This is a genomic window from Streptomyces sp. AF1A (assembly GCF_047340315.1).
Lineage (GTDB): Bacteria > Actinomycetota > Actinomycetes > Streptomycetales > Streptomycetaceae > Streptomyces.
In genome coordinates this window covers 1-18,112 of record NZ_JBLEBI010000139.1, presented here as the reverse complement: position 1 = coordinate 18,112, position 18,112 = coordinate 1, and the positions used below count along the sequence as shown (strand labels likewise).

16 protein-coding genes and 1 pseudogene are annotated in these 18,112 nt (G+C 71.4%); 13 read left to right on the top strand and 4 right to left on the bottom strand.

The window, feature by feature from the left end:
- From ACLU3S_RS27725 to ACLU3S_RS27685, 9 genes and pseudogenes are all read left to right on the top strand, one after another.
- Nucleotides 1-389 (top strand): shikimate kinase (locus tag ACLU3S_RS27725; RefSeq protein WP_413954688.1); only part of this gene is annotated, 389 nt, incomplete at its 5' end.
- Between the two features lie 29 nt (nt 390-418).
- Nucleotides 419-1,165 (top strand): VOC family protein, encoded by a 747-nt coding sequence (locus tag ACLU3S_RS27720; protein ID WP_413954687.1) that lies wholly within the window; start codon nt 419-421, stop codon nt 1,163-1,165.
- 394 nt (nt 1,166-1,559) lie between these two features.
- Complete coding sequence (gene mgtE / locus ACLU3S_RS27715) at nt 1,560-2,915, top strand: magnesium transporter (RefSeq protein WP_413954686.1); 1,356 nt, start codon at nt 1,560-1,562, stop codon at nt 2,913-2,915.
- A 94-nt stretch (nt 2,916-3,009) separates the two neighbouring features.
- Nucleotides 3,010-3,486, top strand: a complete 477-nt coding sequence (locus ACLU3S_RS27710; protein ID WP_413954685.1) for a transposase — start codon at nt 3,010-3,012, stop codon at nt 3,484-3,486.
- A gap of 32 nt (nt 3,487-3,518) precedes the next feature.
- Nucleotides 3,519-4,808, top strand: a complete 1,290-nt coding sequence (locus ACLU3S_RS27705; protein WP_413954684.1) for an alpha/beta fold hydrolase — start codon at nt 3,519-3,521, stop codon at nt 4,806-4,808.
- A gap of 55 nt (nt 4,809-4,863) precedes the next feature.
- Nucleotides 4,864-5,499, top strand: a complete 636-nt coding sequence (locus ACLU3S_RS27700) for an MBL fold metallo-hydrolase (protein ID WP_413954683.1) — start codon at nt 4,864-4,866, stop codon at nt 5,497-5,499.
- Nucleotides 5,500-5,535: 36 nt separating this feature from the next.
- On the top strand, nt 5,536-6,315 hold the full coding sequence (locus ACLU3S_RS27695; protein ID WP_413954682.1) for an exodeoxyribonuclease III: 780 nt from the start codon (nt 5,536-5,538) through the stop codon (nt 6,313-6,315).
- A 15-nt stretch (nt 6,316-6,330) separates the two neighbouring features.
- Complete coding sequence (locus ACLU3S_RS27690; protein ID WP_413954681.1) at nt 6,331-6,750, top strand: DUF6278 family protein; 420 nt, start codon at nt 6,331-6,333, stop codon at nt 6,748-6,750.
- Nucleotides 6,751-6,774: 24 nt separating this feature from the next.
- Nucleotides 6,775-7,093 (top strand): annotated as a pseudogene (locus ACLU3S_RS27685) (amino acid ABC transporter permease); the annotation flags it as partial.
- Nucleotides 7,094-7,142: 49 nt separating this feature from the next.
- On the opposite strand, the gene ACLU3S_RS27680 reads toward ACLU3S_RS27685, so the two are convergent.
- A complete protein-coding gene (locus ACLU3S_RS27680) occupies nt 7,143-8,708 on the bottom strand; it encodes an alpha/beta fold hydrolase (protein WP_413954680.1) in 1,566 nt (521 codons plus the stop codon).
- 108 nt (nt 8,709-8,816) lie between these two features.
- Nucleotides 8,817-9,560 carry a hypothetical protein gene (locus ACLU3S_RS27675; protein WP_413954679.1) on the bottom strand — a complete coding sequence of 248 codons (744 nt, stop codon included), beginning with the start codon at nt 9,558-9,560 and terminating at the stop codon, nt 8,817-8,819.
- Nucleotides 9,561-9,702: 142 nt separating this feature from the next.
- On the opposite strand from ACLU3S_RS27675, the gene ggt reads away from it, so the two are divergent.
- Nucleotides 9,703-11,505 carry a gamma-glutamyltransferase gene (gene ggt / locus ACLU3S_RS27670; RefSeq protein ID WP_413954678.1) on the top strand — a complete coding sequence of 601 codons (1,803 nt, stop codon included), beginning with the start codon at nt 9,703-9,705 and terminating at the stop codon, nt 11,503-11,505.
- Between the two features lie 20 nt (nt 11,506-11,525).
- Here the strand turns inward: ggt and ACLU3S_RS27665 are convergent, their stop codons facing one another.
- Nucleotides 11,526-14,069 carry an ATP-dependent Clp protease ATP-binding subunit gene (locus ACLU3S_RS27665; RefSeq protein ID WP_413954677.1) on the bottom strand — a complete coding sequence of 848 codons (2,544 nt, stop codon included), beginning with the start codon at nt 14,067-14,069 and terminating at the stop codon, nt 11,526-11,528.
- A 467-nt stretch (nt 14,070-14,536) separates the two neighbouring features.
- Nucleotides 14,537-15,313, bottom strand: a complete 777-nt coding sequence (gene map, locus ACLU3S_RS27660; RefSeq protein WP_413954676.1) for a type I methionyl aminopeptidase — start codon at nt 15,311-15,313, stop codon at nt 14,537-14,539.
- Between the two features lie 93 nt (nt 15,314-15,406).
- Between map and ACLU3S_RS27655 the strand changes: the two genes are divergently transcribed.
- The 3 genes from ACLU3S_RS27655 (at nt 15,407) to ACLU3S_RS27645 (ending at nt 18,084) form a co-directional block, all read left to right on the top strand.
- On the top strand, nt 15,407-15,658 hold the full coding sequence (locus ACLU3S_RS27655; protein ID WP_413954675.1) for a helix-turn-helix domain-containing protein: 252 nt from the start codon (nt 15,407-15,409) through the stop codon (nt 15,656-15,658).
- Nucleotides 15,659-15,961: 303 nt separating this feature from the next.
- Nucleotides 15,962-16,804 carry a nitrilase-related carbon-nitrogen hydrolase gene (locus ACLU3S_RS27650; RefSeq protein WP_413954674.1) on the top strand — a complete coding sequence of 281 codons (843 nt, stop codon included), beginning with the start codon at nt 15,962-15,964 and terminating at the stop codon, nt 16,802-16,804.
- A gap of 29 nt (nt 16,805-16,833) precedes the next feature.
- Complete coding sequence (locus tag ACLU3S_RS27645; RefSeq protein ID WP_413954689.1) at nt 16,834-18,084, top strand: aspartate aminotransferase family protein; 1,251 nt, start codon at nt 16,834-16,836, stop codon at nt 18,082-18,084.
- The last annotated feature ends 28 nt before the right edge of the window (nt 18,085-18,112 follow it).

The following is an 18,112-nucleotide window of genomic DNA, read 5'->3' as shown; positions in this document are numbered from 1 at the left end:
CCGTCCTCGCGCTCGGCGGCGGGGCGATCCTCGACGCGGACACCCGTGGCCTGCTCGTTGGGCACCGGGTGGTCTACCTCTCGATGGACGTGGAGGAGGCGGTCCGGCGGACCGGCCTCAACGTGGCCCGGCCGCTGCTTGCGGTCAACCCGCGCAAGCAGTGGCGCGAGCTGATGGAGGCCCGGCGGCACCTGTACGGGGAGGTCGCCGCCGCCGCCGTCGTCGCGACGGACGGCCGCACCCCCGACGAAGTCGCCGACAAGATCCTGGCCGTGCTTGCAGGCCGGGCGATGGACGAATACATCGCCCATGACTCAACGAATGGCAGAAATCCACTAGTTATCCGATGCGGCTGGAGCTCCGTTCCGTGGCACGGCAATGCTGAGTGAACAGAGATCATTGCGACCGAGGAGAAGCCATGAAGATCACCCGCCACCCTGCTGGCGCGCCCTGCTGGGCGGACCTCGACACCCCCGACGTCGCCTCCGCCCGCACTTTCTACAGCTCCCTCTTCGGCTGGCAGGCCCTTGAACTGCCCAGCGGATACGTCAACTTCACGCTGGACGGAGAGAAGATCGTGGGTGCGGTGAAGCTCAGGGAGGGCCAGGAGCACTCGGCCGGCTGGAGCGTCTACTTCATGTCGGACAACCTCAACGGGACGACCAAGGCGGTCGAAGAGGCCGGAGGTCGCGTCGTCAGCCCGCCGACGAAGGTGTCGGTCGCCGGTAGCGCCGCCGTCTACGCGGCCCCCGACGGCGCGGTCTTCGGCGCCTGGGAGCCCGACAAGCACCCTGGTTCCGGGCTGGTGCGCGAGCCCGGAACGCCGTCCTGGTTCGGGCTGAGCAGTCCGCACGCCGAAGGTGCCAAGGTGTTCTACGCCCAGGTCTTCGGCTGGACCGCCTCCGGATCCCCGGCCGGGGGCGCTACTGCGGACTTGACCTTCGTCGGCGGAGTCGCCCCCTTCGGCGGCGTCACCGGCGTGCCCGAGGAGGCGGCCGCATGGACCCTGCACTTCGGTGTGGAGGACATCGAGGGTGGTGTGGCCAAGGCGATCGAGTTGGGCGGCACCCTCGTATCCGCACCCTACGAGGCAGTCGGCGTCGGACGTGCCGCCGTACTGAAAGATCCGGTGGGTGCAGCCTTCGCGCTCGTCCAGCACGCCTGACAACCGGCTGCCGCCCCGCCGGACCTGCGCTTCCCGCAGGGGCGGCAGCGCCCGGCAAGGCCAGGCTCACACGCTGCCACAACACTTTGGTCAGGTGCACGCATCCTTCAGACGACTTGCCCGGGATGGAAGAAACCCCTGAGACCGGCCGCGCGGCTAGCGTGTGCCGGATGCCGTGAGCACGATCGGCCTATCGGCCTACCCAGGACTTCCGTATGGCGGAGGGAGGTGGTTTCGCCGTGCAGAGCGAACCTCCGAGTCAGCCCGCGCGTACCGCCATTCCGTACCCGGGCGCGTTGTGACGGCTCAAGCCCGCATGCCGTCCGGGCGGTGACGGTTCCGGTAGGCGCTTCCGAGCCGGAGAAAGTCCCAATCCCGCCGAGGTGATCTTGCCATGACGTACACCCAGCTGCCCGACGAGATGCCGACCGAGCTCCAGGACGCACTGGAGCGCCACGATCTGCGAGATGTTCAGCACCTGCTGGGTCGGCGCCGACCGCACGTGATCGCCGACGATCTGGCACGGATGGACGCCGGGGACGCGGTTGTCGCATTCCGGTTGTTGGACAAGGACCAGGCCATCGAGGTCTTCGAGGAACTGGACCCCGTGGATCAGCAGGCCATTCTGATGGGGTTGCGGGACTCGGCGTTCCGTGAGCTTGTGGAGGATCTGGACCCTGATGACCGGGTGCGCATGCTGCGTGAAGCGCCCGCCAAGGTGGTCCGTAGGGTCCTGGCCGGCCTCAGCGCACGCGAGCGTCAGGTGACGGCTGCGCTCCTCGGTTACCCGGAGGGATCGGTGGGCCGCTACATGACGCCCGAGGTCGTGTCACTCGACCTGGCCATGACCGTCCGGCAGGGACTTGACCGAGTGCGACTCAGGGGCGCGGACGCGGAAACCGTCTACACGCTCCCGGTCGTGGACTCCGGGCGCCGCCTCACCGGTGTGGTCACCTTGCGGGAACTGGTACTCAGTTCCCCGGATGACGATGTAGTCGACCACGTCGTCACCGGCGCTCCCAGGGCCCAGGCCGCCGATCCGGCCGAGGACGCCTCGCGTCTGATGCGCGAGACCAACGCGCTCGCCCTGCCTGTCGTGGACAGCGAGGAGCGGCTCGTGGGTCTGCTCACCATCGATGACGCGGTCGAGGTCATCGAGGAGGCGGACACGGAGGACGTCGCGCGGCAGTCCGGGACGGCACCATGGCTGGGGCACTACATGGCCGCTACGGTGTGGCAGCTGGCCCGGTACCGGGTCGTGTGGCTGCTGCTCCTGCTGCTGGCGGCGACCCTCACGGTGACCGTGACGGAAGCCTTCGAGAGCACCCTTGAGAAGGTCACCCAACTGGCCACGTTCATCCCGCTTCTGATCGGCACTGGCGGCAACACGGGAGCGCAGGCGGCCACCGCTGCTGTCCGGGCGCTCGCTGTGGGCGAGGTGCGCATCTCCGACCTGCCGGCGGTTGTCTGGCGCGAGTGCCGGGTGGGTGTGGTGCTGGGAACCATGCTGGCTTCGCTCGGGATGGTGCTGGGCACCCTGTTCGTCGGCGCACACATCGCCGTCGTGGTCGGGGTCGCGTTGGTGATCATCTGCGGGTGGGCAGCGACGGTGGGCGGCACCATGCCGCTGCTGGCCAAGCGCCTTCACATCGACCCTGCGGTCGTCTCGGCCCCGATGGTGACGACTCTCGTGGACGCCACGGGCCTCGTGATCTACTTCCTGACCGCCCGTGCGGTGCTGGGCATTTGACCGGAGGCGTGCCCGCCTATCGAGTGCTTCTTCAGGCCCAGGATTGGCACAGTAGCGTGACTTCTCGTTTCCAGCTCTCCCTCTGCACCAGATCGTGCCTGCGCTGGGTACATCGCCAGGCGTCCAAGGGCTCGAACAGCTCACCGGGCAGATCAATGAGCTGAACCAACGTCTGACCCGGCTCGTCGAACACCACGCCCCACAGCTACTCGTACCAGTAGGCATCGGCCCGGACAGCGCAGTCACCTTGCTGATCGCCATGGGTGACAACCCCGAGCGGCTGAACACCGAGGCGTCCTTTGCTGCCCTTTGCGGAGTCAGCCCCATCGAGTACTCCTCCGGCCGGCGGAGCACGCGCCGGCTCAACTACGGCGGCGACCGGCAGGCCAACGCGGCCCTGCACCGCATCGTCTTCACCCGCCTGCGCCACGACCCGCGCACCCAGGCGTACTACGAACGCCGCACCCAGGAGGGCAAGACCCGACGCGAGATCATCCGATGCCTCAAGCGATATGCCGCCCGGGAAGTATTCAACCTGGTCAGACCGGTTTCCCGCACCCCCGTGTTATAGGGGCGTCCGTGAGACGTGAGAGGGTCTGGGGCGTGAGTGAGACACCCCCGAACACCCTGCAATACCGCTTCGACGGGCCAGAAGACGCTCCGGTCCTGATCCTGGGTCCCTCACTGGGTACCACATGGCACATGTGGGACCGCCAGGTCCCGGAGCTGACCAGGCAGTGGCGGGTCTTCCGCTTCGATCTGCCCGGACACGGCGGGGCGCCCGCCCACCCGGCCGGTTCGGTGGCCGAGCTGGCGGCCCGGCTGCTGGCCACGCTGGACGCGCTGGGCGTGCAGCGGTTCGGGTACGCGGGCTGCGCGCTGGGCGGCGCGATCGGCATCGAGCTGGCCCTGCGCCACCCCGGGCGGCTCGCCTCGCTCGCGGTGGTCGCGGCCTCGCCCCGGTTCGGCACGGCCGACGAGTTCCGCCAGCGCGGGGTGATCGTGCGCACGAACGGGCTCGACCCGATCGCGCGGAACGCGCCCGACCGCTGGTTCACCGGCGGGTTCGCCGCCGCCCAGCCCGCCATCACCGAATGGGCGGTGCAGATGGTCCGCACCACCGACCCGGGCTGCTACATCGCGGCCTGCGAGGCGCTCGCCGTGTTCGACGTGCGCCCCGAGCTGGGCCGCGTGGGCGTGCCGACGCTCGTGCTGGTCGGCTCCGACGACCGGATCACCGGGCCGGCCGAGGCCCGCACCCTGGTGGCGGGCATCCCGGACGCCCGGCTCGCGGTCGTCCCCGGCGCCTCGCACCTGGTCCCGGTCGAGCAGCCCGCCGCCGTGACCGACCTGCTGGTCCACCACTTCTCCACCGCCTGGCAGCAGCCCTACGACACCGGTCAGACGGCCCTGCCGGGCGTCGTGGCCGTCCCGGCGCCGGCGGTGGCCGCGCAGGCCGGTCCGGTCGCCGAGATCGCCCCGGCCGCCGTACCGGCACCGTCTGCCGCCGGGCCCGACCGCTACGACACCGGGCTCAAGATCCGCCGGGAGGTGCTCGGCGACGCCCACGTCGACGGGGCGCTGGCCGGGGCCGACGACTTCTCCGGCGACTTCCAGGAGTTCCTCACCCGCTACTCTTGGGGCGAGATCTGGGACCGGCCGGGCCTGGACCGCCGTACCCGCAGCTGCATCGCGCTCACCGCGCTGGTCGCGGGCGGCCACCTGGAGGAGCTGGCCCTCCACACCCGGGCCGCGCTGCGCAACGGCCTCACCCCGGACGAGATCAAGGAAGTGCTGCTGCAGGCGGCCGTCTACTGCGGGGTGCCGGCGGCGAACGGCGCGTTCCGGGTGGCCCAGCGGGTCATCCGCGAGGAGACCACGCCCGCCGAGTGAGCCCCGCGACGCCGCCGCACGCGGCGTACCGCCGGGTCCGGCAGGATGGTGAGACATGAAGCTCACGAAGAAGTCCCACGCCTGCGTCCGGCTCGACAAGGACGGGCAGACGCTCGTCATCGACCCGGGAGCGTTCAGCGAGGAGGACGCCGCGCTCGGCGCGGACGCCATCCTGATCACGCACGAGCACCCGGACCACTTCGACGAGTTCCGGCTCCGGGCCGCCATGGAGATCAACCCGGCGGCCCGGATCTGGACGCTGAAGTCGGTCGCCGAGCGGATCGAGGCGGCCTTTCCGGGCCGGGTGCACACCGTCGGCCACGGCGACACCTTCACCGCCGCGGGCTTCGACGTGCAGGTCCACGGCGAACTGCACGCCGTGATCCATCCGGACATCCCGCGGATCACGAACGTCGGCTATCTGATCGACGGCGGCAGGGTCTTCCACCCCGGCGACGCCCTCACCGTGCCCAGCCACCCGGTGGAGACGCTGCTGCTGCCGGTGATGGCCCCCTGGAACAAGATCTCCGAGGTCATCGACTACGTCCGCGAGGTGCGGCCGCAGCGCGCCTACGACGTGCACGACGCCCTGCTCACCGACCTGGCCCGCCCGATCTACGACCGCCAGATCAGCGCCCTGGGCGGCACGGACCACCAGCGCCTGGCGCCGGGGGCCTCCGCGAAGGTCTGAGGCCCGCTGTCGGACCCTGCGGGTAGGTTGTGAGGCATGCGCATCGCTACCTGGAACGTGAACTCGATCACCGCCCGCCTCCCGCGGCTGCTGGCCTGGCTGGAGAGCAGCGGCACCGACGTGCTCTGCCTCCAGGAGGCCAAGATCGCCGAGGAGCAGTTCCCGTTCGAGCAGCTCCGGGAGCTCGGCTACGAGGCGGCGGTCCACGCGACCGGCCGGTGGAACGGCGTGGCGGTGCTCTCCCGCGTCGGCCTCGAGGACGTCGTCAAGGGCCTGCCCGCCGACCCGGGCTACGAGGGCGTGACGGAGCCCCGCGCCGTCTCGGCGACCTGCGGCCCGGTGCGCGTCTGGTCGGTGTACGTGCCCAACGGCCGCGAGGTCGGCCACCCGCACTACGCCTACAAGCTCCAGTGGTTCGAGGCCCTGAAGGCGGCCGTGTACGGCGACGCGCAGGGCAGCCGCCCGTTCGCCGTGCTGGGCGACTACAACGTGGCCCCAACGGACGACGACGTCTACGACCCGGCGGCCTTCGAGGGCTCCACCCATGTCACCCCCGCCGAGCGTGCCGCCCTCGCCTCGCTGCGCGAGGCGGGCCTGGGCGACGTGGTGCCGCGCCCGCTGAAGTACGACCGGCCGTACACGTACTGGGACTACCGCCAGCTCTGCTTCCCCAAGAACCGCGGCATGCGCATCGACCTGGTGTACGGCAACGAGCCGTTCGCCCGGGCCGTCAAGGACGCCTACGTCGACCGGGAGGAGCGCAAGGGCAAGGGTGCGTCCGATCACGCGCCCGTGGTGGTCGACCTCGACGTGTGATGACACGCTGGGTCCATGAACCTTCCGTTCCTGGGCCACCGGCACAAGAAGAACGGTGCCGCGGCGGTTCCCGCCGACCCCGAGGGAGTCGCCGCGCTGCTGTCCGAGTGTGAGCTGCTGCGGGCGCAGGCGGACCGGGCGGGCGTCCGCCTCGACGACAGCCCGGCCTCCCTGGAGGCCCTGGACCAGATCGTGCCGCGCTGGCGCGACGACGCCGAGCTGCTGCCCTGGCTGGGCAACGACGCGGGGCTGTACCTGGGCACGGTCGTGGTGCGCACCGTGCCCGGCGCCGCCTGGAGGATCCGCGCCGACGGCGAACCCGTCGTACGCCTCGCCTCCGGCCGCGAGGTGGAGGTCGTGGGCGCCGGGCAGGAGTGGGCGGCGAGCGGTGCCCCCGAACTGTCCCAGCTGTACGGGGAGATCGCGGAAATCTGACCTCGCGCCGGGTCGTCGCCGCCGCGCGCCGTGTCGCCCGCCGTCATCGGCCCGTTGGCGGTCGCCCTGGAGGACATCGCCGGGCTTGCGCCTCATGTACGAGGAGTTCTTCCACGCGGGGAAGCTCATCGCCTCCAACCTCGACTACGATTTGCCGTTCATCCCTGTGGTGATGGTGATCTCGCCGATCCGCATCGGGATGTGCATGCTGCTCTCGTGGAGCGCCGGCCGGGTGTCCTGCCGTGAGCAGCGCAGTCCCAGGACCGGGGCCGTGGCTTTCGCCGCGGCCCGGCCGGGGGCGCTGCTGCCGGGTGGGGAGCCGCCCACGGCCCCGGGACCTTGAGGGGGGTGGCAGTTGACACGGGCCAGGCTCGTCCGGCGGCAGCCGGAGATCACTGCTCGCGCACGGGGACGGACACGTACGACGGGTCGTTTGCCGGCGAGGAGAAGGTCAGCTGCGCGCCGGGCGGGTTGTGCTCGCTGTACAGCGGGTCGACGGTGTCGACCACCAGCGCGAGGCGGTGCCCGGCGGGCACGTCGTAGGCCGTGGAGAACAGGTCCAGGCCGACGTCGAACGGTTCGCCGGGTGTCCGCCCGTGCCAGGTGTAGGGCGCGTTGGTGACCAGCTTGCCCACGCCGAACGGGCCCACGTCGTACAGGTAGGCGACGAAGGTGCCGCTCTCCGCGGTCGGGGTGAGCCTGGTGTGCAGCGTGGCGGTGCCGCGCACCCGCTGGGCGCTCGCGTACCTCTCCGACTGCCACACGGCCGCCCAGCGGCGCGGCAGCAGCGGAACCCAGGCCATCGGCGGCAGTTGGGCGACCTGGTCGAGGATGCTGGAGAGGAAGACGATTCCGCCGTCCGCGCCCGAGTCGACGTTCGCGTGGATGGTCGTCGAGCCCGCGAGCGCGATCTTCCTCCGGGTGGCGGCGATCGACTTCCAGTCCGGGTAGCCCTCGTATCCCCCCGCTGTACGGGACGTCAGCTGGACCGGCTGCTCGCGGTCGATGCCGTTGTCGGCACCCTTGAGGTAGTGGTCGAGCCAGCGCTCGGTGTCCGTCCACACGTCGTTGGGCAGTCCGAACAGGCCGGTGATCTCCGGGGTCGCGTGGTCGCCGGGGCGCAGCTCCAGCCGCTTGGGCACGGTGAGCTTCTCGTAGAAGTCCGCGTACTGGTTCACCGGGAAGACCGTGTCGCCCCAGGCGTTGGCGAGCATGACGGCCGGGCCGTTGCTGTTCAGCTCGTCGACATAGGTCGCGGCGGAACGCTTCCGCCCCCAGTCGATCATCTGCTGTTCCTTGGACAGGTCCGAGGAGTACACATTGTCGAAGATCTCGCGCAGTTCCGGGCTCTCGCGGCCGGTGAGGGTGGCCGTGCCGTCCAGGACGGCCGCAGCCTGCACGTGCTGGGTGCGGCCCGAGTAGATGGAGGCGATCAGGTCCGCCCAGCCGCTGAGCGCGGCCACGGCTCTGATGCGCTTGTCGTGGGCGGCGGCGAGCAGGCTGATCCCGGCGCCGTAGGAGACGCCGGCCATGCCGATGTGCCGCGGGTCGGCGGGGGTGTGGGCCAGGGCCCAGTCGATGACCTTGGAGGCGTCCGCTACATCCGGCGGACCGGCCACTTCTATTCGGCCGCCCGACTGCCAGAAGCCGCGCACGTTGTAGGTGAGCACCACATAGCCGGCGTCGGCGAGCCTCTGCGCCTGGGCGAGGTACTCGACCTGGGGGAAGCTCCAGCTCGTGGGCAGCACCAGGAGCGGATAGCGGTGCGAGCCGTCGGCGCCGGCCGGCGTGACGACGTTCGCCTTCAGCACGGTGCCGCCGTCGCCGGTGATGTCGACGAACCGGACGCCCGGGGCGGCCTGTGCCGCGGGGGCCAGACCGACGACGGTGCCCGCGATGAGCGCCGCGGACACCGCGCCGGCGGCCGATGCGCGCAGCGCGTTGCGACCTCGTCCCATGGGTCACTCCTTCACTGGTTCCAGTACAAAGTGACCCGACGGTAACCTCGAGGCCTTACCGTAAGTAACCCGTCGGTAAGTTTCGTACGGGTAAAGACTGTTGAAGGGCTAAGCGGCGGCCTCGGCGGAGGCCGTCTCGGGCAGCGGCCGGCGTGCCGCCCGCGTCACGTCGGCAACCAACTCCACCACGTCCGGGCCGTACGCCTGGGAGTTGAGCACCTTCAGCAGCAGCACGAAGGAGCCCGTGCCGTACTTGCGGGCCAACCGCTCGTGGTGGCGGGCGAGATAACGGGTGGCCGCCTGGTTCGTGATGGCGCTCTGGCCGCAGAACAGGAACACCGGGCGGGCCTGGCCGCCGGCGGTGACCCGCGCGAGCAGCACGTACTCGGCGACGCCGCGGTCCATCGGGTAGTGCTCGTCGCCGATGCGGAACGCGCCCCGCTCCGGCCCCGGTTCCGGGTCGGTGTTGATCCGCAGACCCGGCAGCATCGCCGCCATGTGGGCCGCCATGCGCCGGTTCGAGGCGGGACCGCCCACGCAGAACTCGGTGCGCTCGCCGAAGCCCTGCTGCACCGCGTCCTGGGTGACCACCTGCGCGTGGGCGCCGCAGTCCTTGATGAGCGCCGACAGTTCGAGCAGCGCGAACACGTCGAAGCGGTGCACAGCCGGCTCGGAGGCGGCCGGGTCGCGGTTGACGACGAGCAGCGACTCCGCGTTCTGCGGCAGCCCGAAGAAGGCCTGCTTGCGGCGGAGTTTGCGGCGCCACAGATAGCTTCGGGCGAGCCAGCCCAGCGAGGCGGAGATGCCGGTGGCCACCAGCCCCAGGACGATGTTGCGGACGTCGTCGTTCATGGCCGCGCATGCTAGCGGGCCCGGGCCTCGGGTACGTACCGGTGTTCGATCTGTGACGTTCGTGCGGCGGGCGACCCAGGCGTACTGTCGGTGATACGGCAATCTCGTTACGCTGCGCGGACTGTCCCGACGGGAGGTTCGGATGGGTCGTCCTGGCACGCGGAAACTGGCGGTTCTGGCGGTCTCGGCCGCCGTGGTGTCGGTGGGGGCGGCGGCGCCACCCGCCGCTACGACGAACGGGAGGCCGGCCAAGGTTCCCGTGGCCGTGGGCTACGGCGGCGCCGTCTCCAGCGTGGACGCCGACGCCACCGCCGCCGGCATCGAGGTGCTCAAGCACGGCGGCAACGCGGTCGACGCGGCCGTCGCCACCGCCGCGGCGCTCGGCGTGACCGAGCCCTACTCGGCCGGCGTCGGCGGAGGCGGCTACTTCGTGTACTACGACGCGAAGACGCGCACCGTGCACACCATCGACGGCCGCGAGACGGCGCCGCTCAGCGCCGACTCCGACCTGTTCGTGGAGAACGGCAAGCCGCTGTCCTTCGCCGACGCCGTCAGCAGCGGCCTGAGCGTCGGCACCCCGGGCACCCCGGCCACCTGGCAGACCGCGCTGGACGAGTGGGGCACCCGGAACCTCGGCGCGGTCCTGAAGCCGGCCGAGCGGATCGCCCGCGACGGCTTCACCGTCGACGACACCTTCCGCTCGCAGACGGCGTCCAACGAGACCCGGTTCCGCTACTTCCCCGACACGGCCAGGCTGTTCCTGCCGCACGGGCAGCTGCCCGTCGTCGGCTCCACGTTCAGAAACCCGGAACTGGCCCGCACCTACGAGGAGCTGGGCCGCAAGGGCATGGGCGCGATCTACCGCGGCGACATCGGCGACGACATCGTCAAGACGGTCGAGCACCCGCCCGTGGACCCCGCCTCCGGCTGGAACGCCCGCCCCGGCAAGCTGGCCGAGAAGGACCTCGCCGTCTACCGCGCCAAGCTCCAGGCGCCCACCAGGACGTCGTACCGCGGCCTGAACGTCTACTCCATCGCCCCCTCCTCCTCGGGCGGCACCACGGTCGGCGAGGCCCTCAACATCCTCGAGAACACGAACCTGTCCAAGGCGAGCGAGGTGCAGTACCTGCACCACTTCATCGAGGCGAGCCGCATCGCCTTCGCCGACCGCGGGCGCTGGGTCGGCGACCCCGCCTTCGAGAACGTGCCCACCGGGCAGCTGCTCTCGCAGCGGTACGCCGACTCGCGTGCCTGCCTGATCAAGGACGACGCGGTCCTCACCAGCCCGCTCGCGCCCGGCGACCCCCGCCACCCGGCGGCCTGCGGCAGCTCCGGCAAGGCGGCGCCGACGACGTACGAGGGACAGAACACCACCCACCTGACCGTGGCCGACAAGTGGGGCAACGTCGTCTCGTACACGCTCACCATCGAGCAGACCGGCGGCAGCGGCATCACCGTGCCCGGCCGGGGCTTCCTGCTCAACAACGAGCTGACCGACTTCTCCTTCGCCCCGGCCAACCCGGCCGTGCACGACCCGAACCTGCCCGGCCCGGGCAAGCGGCCGCGCTCCTCGATCTCCCCGACGATCGTCCTGGACCGGCACAACCGGCCCGTCGTGGCGCTCGGTTCGCCCGGCGGCGCCACCATCATCACCACCGTGCTGCAGACCCTGACCGAGTTCCTCGACCGGCATCTGCCGCTGGTCGAGGCGATCGCCGCGCCGCGCGCCAGCCAGCGCAACGCGTCGCATACCGAACTCGAACCGGCCCTGTACAACAGCGACCTGAAGAAGAAGCTGGAGGCGATCGGCCACTCCTTCACGCTGAACCCCGAGATCGGCGCGGCGACCGGCGTGCAGCGCCTGCCCGGCGGGAAGTGGCTCGCCGCCGCCGAGAAGGTACGACGCGGCGGCGGCTCGGCGATGGTGGTGGACCCGGCGCCGTAGGGCTCACGGCACCGCCGGTCTCACGACATCGGGGCGGGCGGCGGCGGGACCTCCTCCGTACGGAAGTCCAGCCGCCCGTCCCTGACGTCCACCAGGACCTGGCTGCCCTGGGAGACCGTGCCGTTCAGCAGCAGCCGGGACAGCTGGTTGTCCACCTCGCGCTGGATGGTGCGGCGCAGCGGCCGGGCGCCGTACTCCGGCTGGTAGCCGCGCTCCACGAGCCAGTCGATGGCCGCGTCGGTGAACCTGACCGTGACGCCCTGACCTTCCAGCAGCCGCCGGGTGCTCTCCAGCAACAGGTCGGTGATCTGCCGCAGTTGTTCGGTCGTCAGCTGCCGGAAGACCACGATCTCGTCGATGCGGTTGAGGAACTCCGGCCGGAAGTGCTCGCGCAGCGGTCGCAGGATCTGCTCGCGCCGCGCCTCCTCGTCGGCCTCCGCACCCGACGGCCCGAACCCGATCCCGGCACCGCGCCGGGTGATCGCCTCAGAGCCCAGGTTGCTGGTCATCACGATCACCGTGTTGGTGAAGTCCACGGTCCGGCCCTGGGAGTCGGTGAGGCGGCCGTCGTCCAGCACCTGGAGCAGGATGTTGAAGACGTCCGGGTGGGCCTTCTCCACCTCGTCCAGGAGCAGCAGCGAGTACGGGTGCCGGCGCACCACCTCGGTGAGCTGGCCCGCCTCCTCGTGGCCGACGTACCCGGGCGGGGCGCCGACCAGCCGGGAGACCGTGTGCCGCTCCTGGTACTCGCTCATGTCCAGCCGGACCATGCGGTCCTCGCTGCCGAACAGCGCCTCGGCCAGCGCCCGGGCCAGCTCCGTCTTGCCGACGCCGGTCGGGCCGAGGAAGAGGAAGCTGCCGATCGGCCGGCGGGGGCTCGCCAGTCCCGCACGGGAGCGCAGCACGGCCTCGGCCACCACGGAGACGGCCTCCTCCTGGCCGACCACCCGCTGGTGGAGGTGCTCCTCCAGACCGAGCAGCCGTTCCTTCTCCTCCTGCGTCAGCCGGCTGACCGGGATGCCGGTCTGCCGGGACACCACCTCGGCGATGGCCTCGGCCGTCACCTCCAGGTCCTGTCCCTCGTCGGCCCTGCCGCCGCCGCTGGCCTCGGCGATCCGCTGCTTCAGCTCGCCGATCCGGTCGCGCAGCTGCTTGGCCTGCTCGTAGTCCTCGCCGGCGACCGCCTGGTCCTTGTCCCGGGTGAGCTGGTCGACCTCCCGCTCCATCGCGCGCACGTCGGTGCCCTTCGTGCGGGCGCCGAGCCGCACCCGGGCGCCCGCCTGGTCGATCAGGTCGATCGCCTTGTCCGGCAGCCGGCGGTCGGTGAGGTACCGGTCGGACAGCTCCACCGCGGCGACCAGCGCCTCGTCGGTGTAGCGGACCTGGTGGTGGGCCTCGTACCGGTCGCGCAGCCCGCGCAGGATCCCGATGGTGTCCTCGACGGTCGGTTCGGGCACGAGGATCGGCTGGAACCGGCGGGCCAGCGCCGCGTCCTTCTCGATCCGGCGGAACTCCTCCAGTGTGGTCGCGCCCACGATGTGCAGCTCGCCCCGGGCGAGCGCGGGCTTGAGGATGTTGCCCGCGTCCATCGCGCCGCCCTCGCTGCCGGAGCCCGCGCCCACGACGGTGTGCAGCTCGTCGATGAACACGATCAGCCGGTCGGAGTTCTCGCGGATCTCGTCCACGATGTTGTTCAGGCGCTCCTCGAAGTCGCCGCGGTAGCGGGTGCCGGCCACGACCCCGGGCAGGTCCAGCGCGACGACCCGGCGCCCGGCCAGGATGTCCGGGACGTCACCGTCCGCAATGCGCTGGGCGAGGCCCTCCACGATGGCCGTCTTGCCGACGCCCGCGTCGCCGATCAGCACCGGGTTGTTCTTGCCGCGCCGCGACAGCACCTCGATGGTCTGCTCGATCTCGGTGTCCCGGCCGATCACCGGGTCGATCCGGCCCTGCCGGGCGAGGCCGGTCAGGTCGCGGCCGTACTTGTCCAGCGTGGGCGTGCCGGTGGGCCGCTGCCGCTCCGCGCGGGTCTGCGTGCTCTCCGGCGCCTCGGGCGGCAGCCTGCTCGCCGAGAACCGGGCCGCGTGCAGGATGTGCCCGGCCGCCGAGTCAGGGTTCGAGGCCAGCGCGCTCAGCACGTGTTCGGGGCCGATGTACCCGGCGCCGCTCGCTCGCGCCATGTCGTGCGCGTCGAGCAGCGCCCGCTTCACGGCCGGGGTCAGCGACAGCGAGGTCGGGGGCGGCGCCTCGCCCGGCGGGTGCTGCACCGGCCCCGCCCGCTCGTCGATCTCGTTGGCGAGCGAGTCGGGGTCCGCGCCGGCCCGGCTCAGCAGGCTCCGCGTCGGCTCCGTGGCCACGGCGGCGCGCAGCAGGTGCTGCGTGTCCAGGTCCCGGCTGCCGTGCTCGACCGCGTACAGGGCGGCTCCTCTGACCAGTTCCCGGGCCGGCTGGCTGAGCAGACGGCCGATGTCGATGTGGCGGGGGGCGGCGGCTCCGCCGGCGGCACCGCTGAAGAAGCGGGCGAGGAATTCGCCGAACGGGTCAGGAGGGTAGCCGTTGGTCATGGCAGTTGCGTTCCTTCGCTGACGACTGGCTCCGCCGGGTAACCGGATGGGACCCTGCTCATGCCCACGATGGCACGATCCGTTGGGGGTGGCATGTTCGCCCACGGGGGCGGGCGCCCCGGCAGCACGGGGCTGCGGGGGCGTCGTCATGACTGGTCGCGCCCGCGCCGGGAGCGGTCCGCGGTGCGCCCGTTTACCGCGGGTCACTGCCGGACGCGTGCCGTCGGGATGTGCGGACCTGCCTTCGCATCGCCACGGTGCGCTTGCCGCGCGCGAGCGGCGGAGCCACCGTCACGTGGGAAAGCGTGCCGTCGGATTGCGCGGCCCCCCTCGCTGATCGCCTGCGTGTGCTGGCCGCCCGCGAGCGGCGGAGCCTTGCTCGGTACGGATTCGCGTCCCGGTGGAGCCGGGACAGGTGCCGTCGGACGGCGTGGCCGTTGCTGGCCGCGCGCGACGGGCGGAGCCCGTCACGCAGGGAGGCGCGCCGTCAGGATGCGTGGGCCTTCTTCCGTGACGGCCACCGTGTGCTCGACGTGGGCCGCGCGGGAGCCGTCGGACGTGCGCAGGGTCCACCCGTCCGGGGCCGCGTGGTAGCTGTCCCTGCCGCTCGCGATGAGCATGGGCTCGATGGCGAGGACCATGCCGGGGCGCAGGGGGAGGCCGCGGCCGGGGCGGCCCTCGTTGGGGACGTCGGGGTCCTCGTGCATGCGGCGGCCCACGCCGTGGCCGCCGAAGCCGTAGGGGATGCCGTAGCCGGCCGCGCGGCAGACGCTGCCGACGGCGTGGGCGATGTCGCCGACGCGGTTGCCGGCGACGGCCGCCGCGATGCCGGCCGCCAGCGCCCGCTCGGCGGTGTCGATCAGCCGCAGGTCCGCCGGGCGCGGGCGGCCCACCACGAAGCTGATCGCCGAGTCGCCGACCCAGCCGTCGAGCTCGGCGCCGCAGTCGACGGAGAGGAGGTCGCCGTCGCGCAGCCGGTAGCCGGTGGGGATGCCGTGCACGATCGCGTCGTTGACCGAGGCGCAGATCACGGCGGGGAAGGGGGTCGGCGCGAAGGAGGGGCGGTAGCCGAGGAACGGCGAGGACGCACCGGCCTCGCGCAGCACCTCCCGGGCCACCTCGTCCAGCTCCAGCAGCCGGACGCCGACGCCGGCGGCCTCCCGTACGGCCGTCAGGGCACGCCCGACGACCTGCCCCGCCGCGTGCATCGCATCGATGGACGTCTCCGTCTTCAGCTCCACCATGCCAATTACTATACCGGTATTTGAATGGGCGGGGAGAGGGTCGGAGGGGGGAGCGGTATTTGAATGGGGGAGGGTCGCGGGCACAATGGGGTCATGGTGCGCACCCCTCTCACCCCCGAAGAGCGTGAACGCGGCGAGCGGCTCGGGCGTCTGCTGCGTGAGGCGCGCGGTGGCCGGAGCATGACCGAGGTCGCCGCCGAGGCGGGGGTCTCGGCGGAGACGCTCCGCAAGATCGAGACGGGGCGGGCGCCGACGCCGGCGTTCTTCACCGTGGCCGCGCTGGCCGGCGTGCTCGGACTGTCCATGGACGACCTGGTCGCGCGGTGCGCGCTGGTGACGGCCTGACGCAACGGCCCGCCGCCGAGGCGCGCCGAGCGGGCGGGGTCCCGTGACGCGCGGTGGGACCTGGTCCACGCGCCGCGCGTGGCCGGGCACCCCTCGTGAAGGGTGCTGTGCGCGCTCGTCCGGATATGCCACGTTACGTGAGCCGAAGCCGCCGGCCGCTCACCCACAGGAGTGTGAAACGTGATCGACTCCGCGGGTTGACGACAATGGTCTTGGCAAGGGCCGCCGGGAGGCTTACTTTCGTCCCTCTACGGCCTGCTCTACGGGCGTAGAGGCTCTGACGTCGTGTCGAAGGAGCAGCTCATGGCCAACGTCGTCCGCGCCGCTCTGGTCCAGGCCACCTGGACCGGCGACACCGAGTCCATGGTCGCGAAACACGAGGAGCACGCCCGCGAGGCGGCCCGCCAGGGCGCGAAGATCATCGGGTTCCAGGAGGTCTTCAACGCGCCCTACTTCTGCCAGGTCCAGGAGCCGGAGCACTACCGCTGGGCCGAGCCCGTGCCCGACGGGCCGACCGTCCGCCGGATGCGCGAGCTCGCCCGGGAGACCGGCATGGTCCTCGTCGTGCCGGTGTTCGAGGTCGAGCAGCCCGGCTTCTACTACAACACCGCCGCCGTGATCGACGCCGACGGCACCTACCTCGGCAAGTACCGCAAGCACCACATCCCGCAGGTCAAGGGCTTCTGGGAGAAGTACTACTTCAAACCCGGCAACCTGGGCTGGCCCGTCTTCGACACCGCCGTCGGCAAGGTCGGCGTCTACATCTGCTACGACCGGCACTTCCCGGAGGGCTGGCGACAACTCGGCCTCAACGGCGCGCAGTTGGTATACAACCCCTCCGCCACCCACCGTGGCCTGTCCGCCTACCTGTGGCAGTTGGAACAGCCCGCCGCGGCCGTCGCCAACGAGTACTTCGTCGCCGCCATCAACCGCGTGGGCCAGGAGGAGTACGGCGACAACGACTTCTACGGGACCTCGTACTTCGTCGACCCGCGCGGGCGGTTCGTCGGCGAGGTCGCCGACGACAAGACCGAGGAACTCCTCGTCCGCGACCTCGACTTCGACCTCATCGAGGAAGTGCGGCAGCAGTGGGCCTTCTACCGAGACCGCCGCCCCGACGCCTACGAAGGACTGGTGCAGCCGTGAACGACCTGTACTCCCGCCACCGCCAGGTCATGCCCGACTGGCTCGCCCTCTACTACGACGACCCGATCGAGATCACCCACGGCGAGGGCCGGCACGTCTGGGACTCCGCCGGCAACCGGTACCTGGACTTCTTCGGCGGGATCCTGACCACGATGACCGCCCACGCCCTGCCCGAGGTGACCAAGGCGGTCAGCGAGCAGGCGGGGCGCATCCTGCACTCCTCGACCCTCTACCTCAACCGGCCGATGGTCGAACTCGCCGAGCGCATCGCCCAGGTGAGCGGCATCCCGGACGCCCGGGTCTTCTTCACCACCTCCGGCACCGAGGCCAACGACACCGCCCTGCTGCTCGCCACCGCCTACCGGCGCAGCAACACGATCCTGGCCATGCGCAACAGCTACCACGGACGCTCCTTCAGTACCGTGGGCATCACCGGCAACCGCAGCTGGTCGCCGACCTCCCTGTCCCCGCTGCAGACCCTGTACGTCCACGGCGGCGTGCGCACCCGGGGGCCGTTCGCCGAGCTGGACGACCGGGCGTTCGTCGACGCGTGCGTCGACGACCTGAGGGACGTCCTCGGCCACACCCGCCCGCCCGCCGCGCTGATCGCCGAACCCATCCAGGGCGTCGGCGGGTTCACCTCCCCGCCCGACGGCCTCTACGCCGCCTTCCGCGAGGTCCTGGACGAGCACGGCATCCTCTGGATCTCCGACGAGGTGCAGACCGGCTGGGGCCGCACCGGCGACCACTTCTGGGGCTGGCAGGCGCACGCCCGAAGCGGCCCGCCGGACATCGTCACCTTCGCCAAGGGCATCGGCAACGGCATGGCCATCGGCGGCGTCATCGCCCGCGCCGAGATCATGAACTGCCTGGACGCCAACAGCATCTCCACCTTCGGCGGCACCCAGATCACCATGGCCGCCGGACTCGCCAACCTCACCTACCTGCTCGAGCACGACCTGCAGGGCAACGCCCGCCGGGTCGGCGGTCTGCTGATCGAGCGGCTGCGCTCGGTCGCCGCCCAGCTGCCCGGGGTGCGGGAGGTGCGCGGGCGGGGCCTGATGATCGGCGTCGAACTGGCGAGACCGGACACGGGCGAGGCCGACCCGCGGGCGGCCGCCGCCGTCCTGGAGGCGGCCCGCGAGGGCGGACTGCTCATCGGCAAGGGCGGCGGACACGACACCAGCGCGCTGCGCATCGCCCCGCCGCTGTCGCTGACCGTCGCCGAGGCCGAGGAGGGCGCGGCGATCCTCGAACGGGCGCTGCGGAGCACGTACTGAGCACGCACGGCGAAGTCCGCCGCGGATC

Bases quoted from the DNA above. Each gene is read 5' to 3' on its own strand.
- ACLU3S_RS27720 (WP_413954687.1), top strand. From the start codon at position 419: ATGAAGATCACCCGCCACCCTGCTGGCGCGCCCTGCTGGGCGGACCTC.
- mgtE (WP_413954686.1), top strand. From the start codon at position 1,560: ATGACGTACACCCAGCTGCCCGACGAGATGCCGACCGAGCTCCAGGAC.
- ACLU3S_RS27700 (WP_413954683.1), top strand. From the start codon at position 4,864: ATGAAGCTCACGAAGAAGTCCCACGCCTGCGTCCGGCTCGACAAGGAC.
- ACLU3S_RS27695 (WP_413954682.1), top strand. From the start codon at position 5,536: ATGCGCATCGCTACCTGGAACGTGAACTCGATCACCGCCCGCCTCCCG.
- ACLU3S_RS27690 (WP_413954681.1), top strand. From the start codon at position 6,331: ATGAACCTTCCGTTCCTGGGCCACCGGCACAAGAAGAACGGTGCCGCG.
- ACLU3S_RS27680 (WP_413954680.1), bottom strand. From the start codon at position 8,708: ATGGGACGAGGTCGCAACGCGCTGCGCGCATCGGCCGCCGGCGCGGTG.
- ACLU3S_RS27675 (WP_413954679.1), bottom strand. From the start codon at position 9,560: ATGAACGACGACGTCCGCAACATCGTCCTGGGGCTGGTGGCCACCGGC.
- ggt (WP_413954678.1), top strand. From the start codon at position 9,703: ATGGGTCGTCCTGGCACGCGGAAACTGGCGGTTCTGGCGGTCTCGGCC.
- ACLU3S_RS27665 (WP_413954677.1), bottom strand. From the start codon at position 14,069: ATGACCAACGGCTACCCTCCTGACCCGTTCGGCGAATTCCTCGCCCGC.
- map (WP_413954676.1), bottom strand. From the start codon at position 15,313: ATGGTGGAGCTGAAGACGGAGACGTCCATCGATGCGATGCACGCGGCG.
- ACLU3S_RS27655 (WP_413954675.1), top strand. From the start codon at position 15,407: ATGGTGCGCACCCCTCTCACCCCCGAAGAGCGTGAACGCGGCGAGCGG.
- ACLU3S_RS27650 (WP_413954674.1), top strand. From the start codon at position 15,962: ATGGCCAACGTCGTCCGCGCCGCTCTGGTCCAGGCCACCTGGACCGGC.
- ACLU3S_RS27645 (WP_413954689.1), top strand. From the start codon at position 16,834: ATGCCCGACTGGCTCGCCCTCTACTACGACGACCCGATCGAGATCACC.